Annotated in this window: 3 protein-coding genes and 1 pseudogene; 3 read left to right on the top strand and 1 reads right to left on the bottom strand. The window is 55.5% G+C overall.

What is annotated here, in order from left to right; translation table 11 throughout:
- Positions 1–114: 114 nt before the first annotated feature.
- Positions 115–336 (top strand): annotated as a pseudogene (locus tag NKG99_RS35500) (IS1096 element passenger TnpR family protein); the annotation flags it as partial.
- Here NKG99_RS35500 and NKG99_RS35495 read toward each other — a convergent pair.
- The gene (locus NKG99_RS35495; RefSeq protein WP_352874110.1) at positions 334–1,413 is read right to left on the bottom strand and encodes an IS630 family transposase; all 1,080 of its coding nucleotides are present in this window, start codon (positions 1,411–1,413) and stop codon (positions 334–336) included. The pseudogene NKG99_RS35500 and the gene NKG99_RS35495 overlap by 3 nt on opposite strands.
- 59 nt (positions 1,414–1,472) lie before the next feature.
- Here NKG99_RS35495 and NKG99_RS35490 point away from each other — a divergent pair, with 59 nt between their 5' ends.
- Positions 1,473–1,706: an IS1096 element passenger TnpR family protein gene (locus NKG99_RS35490; RefSeq protein WP_352874112.1), complete on the top strand. Its 234-nt coding sequence runs from the start codon at positions 1,473–1,475 to the stop codon at positions 1,704–1,706.
- Positions 1,707–2,369: 663 nt separating this feature from the next.
- Positions 2,370–3,038, top strand: a complete 669-nt coding sequence (locus tag NKG99_RS35485) for a RolB family protein (RefSeq protein ID WP_352874108.1) — start codon at positions 2,370–2,372, stop codon at positions 3,036–3,038.
- Positions 3,039–3,619 lie beyond the last annotated feature (581 nt).

Genomic DNA, 3,619 nt, shown 5'->3' with positions numbered 1-3,619 from the left:
TTAATCAGCCATCTACCCAGGCAAGGGGCGAAAACCTTGTCATAAAGTCAGATTCGGCCAACCGCGCCGGTTTGTCCGCCTTGCCGTTCAAAAACCGCGGTAAATCGATCTGTCCACCTTTACGAATTCCGCATCCGTGACGTTGGTTTTGGTTTGCCTGACGAGGAATGGGGGGATGGTCCCATCGATGCACGCAAAGTCTCGCTGCTGTCCGCAGTCCAGGATACCGGCGCCAAATCGTTCAAATACCTTTACGACTTTGGCGACGGCTGGACGCACAGCATCAAGATCGAGCGCACCTTCCCTGCAATCGGCACGGAGGGCCCGATGCTCCTAGTGGATTGATTCCAACGTTTGATGCCCGCGCCTGACTGCGGCGATGATCTCATCTGGATCGGCGCGCCATACGAAGGGACGAGGTTCCTGATTATGCTCCTTGATGAAGCGGTTGATGGCGGCCTGGAGGTCGACAACCGAGTGGAAGACACCGTTCTTGAGGCGCCGGCGCGTCAGCTTGGCGAAGAAACCCTCGACCGCGTTGAGCCACGAACATGAGGTCGGCACAAAGTGGAATGTCCAGCGGGGATGCCGGGCCAGCCAGGCGCGGACTTTAGGCTGTTTATGGGTGGCATAGTTGTCGAGGATGACATGCACGGCCTTGCCGGTCGGCATTTCGGTCTCGACCGCGTTGAGGAACCGAATGAACTCCTGGTGCCGATGGCGCTGCATATTGCGCCCGATCACCGAGCCGTCGAGCACGTTGAGCGCGGCAAACAGCGTAGTGGTGCCGTTGCGCTTATAGTCGTGCGTCATGGTCGCTCCGCGACCGCGCTTGAGCGGCAGCCCCGGCTGGGTACGGTCGAGCGCCTGGATCTGGCTCTTCTCGTCGACTGACAACACGATGGCATGCGCGGGCGGCGAGACGTAGAGGCCGACCACGTCGTGAAGCTTCTCGGCAAACGCCTTGTCATTGGACAGTTTGAAACTGCGCCAGCGATGCGGCGCCAAGCCGTGATCATGCCAGATCTTCACCACCGAGGACGCCGCGATGCCCACCGCCTTGGCCATTGCGCGAACCGTCCAGTGCGTCGCCTCTTGGGTCGGCGGCTCGAGCGTCAGTGCCACGACCTTGTCGACCAGCGTCGTCTCAAGAGGTGCGATGCCAGGGGGCCTGGTTTTGTCGCGCAGCAGGCCATCGACACCTTCGGCCATGTACCGCTCCTGCCAGCGCCAGACGCAGGTCTTCGACTTGCCCGTCGCCGTCATGATCGCGACGGTGCCCAACCCATCGTCGGTCAGAAGGATGATCCGCGCCCGCCAAACGTGCTTCTGCGGCGATCCGCGCGCCGCAACGAGAGCTTTGAGCCGATCCCTGTCCGGAGCCGTGACGACAATGCTGATACCAATACGCATGCCCTTTCGTCGCACAAAGCAGCGCCGCGCGGAATCCTCAATCGGACTCGTCCGTTCCGATCAATCCACTAGAAGCCACAGGATACTGCCCGCCCGAGGACGTCGGCGGCCCATGGGGGTATCAGGAGTTCTGCGAGGCGCTTACCGATCCGGCGCACGAGCGACATGCCGAACTCGCCGAATGGTGGGGTGGCAGCGATGACAATCCCCACAACGCCAACTTCAGCCAACTCAACAAAGCGGTCGATGACCTGGCTGCAAAATGGGCCCGAAAAGCGCGCCGAAAAATCTGAAGGCATGCAAACGGACCTAACCTGAGACGCCCTGCTCGACCATAACCCGGCTCATGTTCACGCGCGAGCCTTCATTCCGCGGGACTGCTCGGATGCATACAGCTGGTCGCACAGCCCTGGAAAATCATGTCGATCGGAATGCGCGATTGGGCGCACCGGTTTTGATTAGCGCTCGTTGGTATAATGTTCAATCGCACGCCCGTACACGAAATTCCTGACACTCCCCCGAAACGTCTTCACCGCTGCCCTAAATGCACGAACAAACGAGCGCACGAGTGCATAAACAAAGAAAGGCTACAAAGCGATATATCCTGCCAAGCCAAGCCAAGCCAAGCCAAGCCGTTAAGCCGTTGAGCCGCCAAAGCGTTGGATGTGACGGGTTGTTGACTTAGCAATCCGCTGCCCTTTGCAGTTCGCTAAAGTCGTGCCCTTTGGACTGCACGGAAGCCGCGACTTCTACGGCGACCCAAGGGACACGTTCAAAAGATACCTTGTAGTGTGTCGAAACGACGCCCACTGTAGCGGCCGGAGATTAAAAAAATCGGTCCAATAAGGAAGAGAGCCCCTCCCTATATAAACCTCATTTCGTCAGTGCATCCACCGCACAATCAACTCTCCACATTCTATATAAACCACACTTTTATCTTCCATCATACCTTCACCATGGCAGACAACTATCCAACCTACGAGCGCCCCCAATTTAAAAGCGTGTGCCTGACGGGGGTGCCCAAAGACAAGCTCCGCAATGGCCTTAAAAAGGCAGTCAAAAAATATCGTGCTTACCTCAAGCAGGTCATGAAGGCTCAGGTCGAGTGGGTGGCTGAGGCGCGGGCTTATGAAGAAGCTGCGGGACTTCCTCCAAAAGATTTTGGGGCACTCGAAACGGTGCCCTGTATGACCGAAACTCCAATGTTTGGCTTTAGGGAGGAGATCGAGCTTGAACGCATCCCTGGAGATCCCGCCCTCTTGTATGCCTATTTGCCCACAGGGCTTGTACAAGCCTGTGTTGAAAACAGGAACTTAGAAGCAGTTCCAACTAAATATTTCCCTGGGGTGGTGCTGGCGATGGACCTCTGGCCATACAATGGGGTCATCACTGCTAGATCTGTAAGTAGTAAGTACCACCAGCGATGGTGCTCTACCGTGGAGCGTGAAGATATGCAGTCTTTCCTCGCTATCTTTCCCACTGACTGCTTCACTGCAGAAGACAATTGTGTATGGACCCGCTGTATAACAGTAGGGCACTTCGACATCGTGGCCCATGGAGAGATGATTTGGCCCTCCTCTGTGCCTGATACTGCCCAGCCGACTGCATCTGGTTGGGATGATTAGTGGTGTCACTCTCGCCGCCAACACGCGATGCTGGTCCTGGCCCCTCATCGCAATGTTTCCGTCCGTCTCGTTTGCTGGTTATATTATTAGTGTTAACGTTGTTGTTATTTCTCTTTTTTGTTGTTATTTCTCTTTATTGCGCCAACGGCGTCATGCTGTTGTACCGTTCGTTGAATTCAATTAACGTCCAGGCCAGTTTGAATGTGTTTGTTCTTTTCTGCTTTCATTTAGTCTTTTTTACGAACGACTGTACGCACAGTCGTCTGCACTGAGACGTTGTTCTTACAAGAATCATAAATATCGTCTACTTAGTACGCTATAGCGCCATAAGCAATATCGCCGAATGCTGATACTTAGCATTTTAAGATTATTTTCAACACCTCTCTGCGGCGGGCAGAAAAAATGACCTCTCTGACGTAGACTGAAAGCGACGTCATATGTCCTGCGAGACAGAAAATGGCAACTGCCGGGGGGGGGGGGGCGCGGGGCGCCGGCGGGGATAATTTTAAAAAGGTAAATATAGGCCGGAGAGGTTTGGGGGGGGGGCGAGCGGAATTGGTGAGGAGGAAAAAAGGGAGCCC

It is taken from the genome of Mesorhizobium sp. M1409, from assembly GCF_040317535.1.
GTDB lineage: Bacteria > Pseudomonadota > Alphaproteobacteria > Rhizobiales > Rhizobiaceae > Mesorhizobium.
The sequence above is the reverse complement of the archived record's forward strand: the minus strand, read 5'-3'. Positions and strand labels throughout refer to the sequence as shown.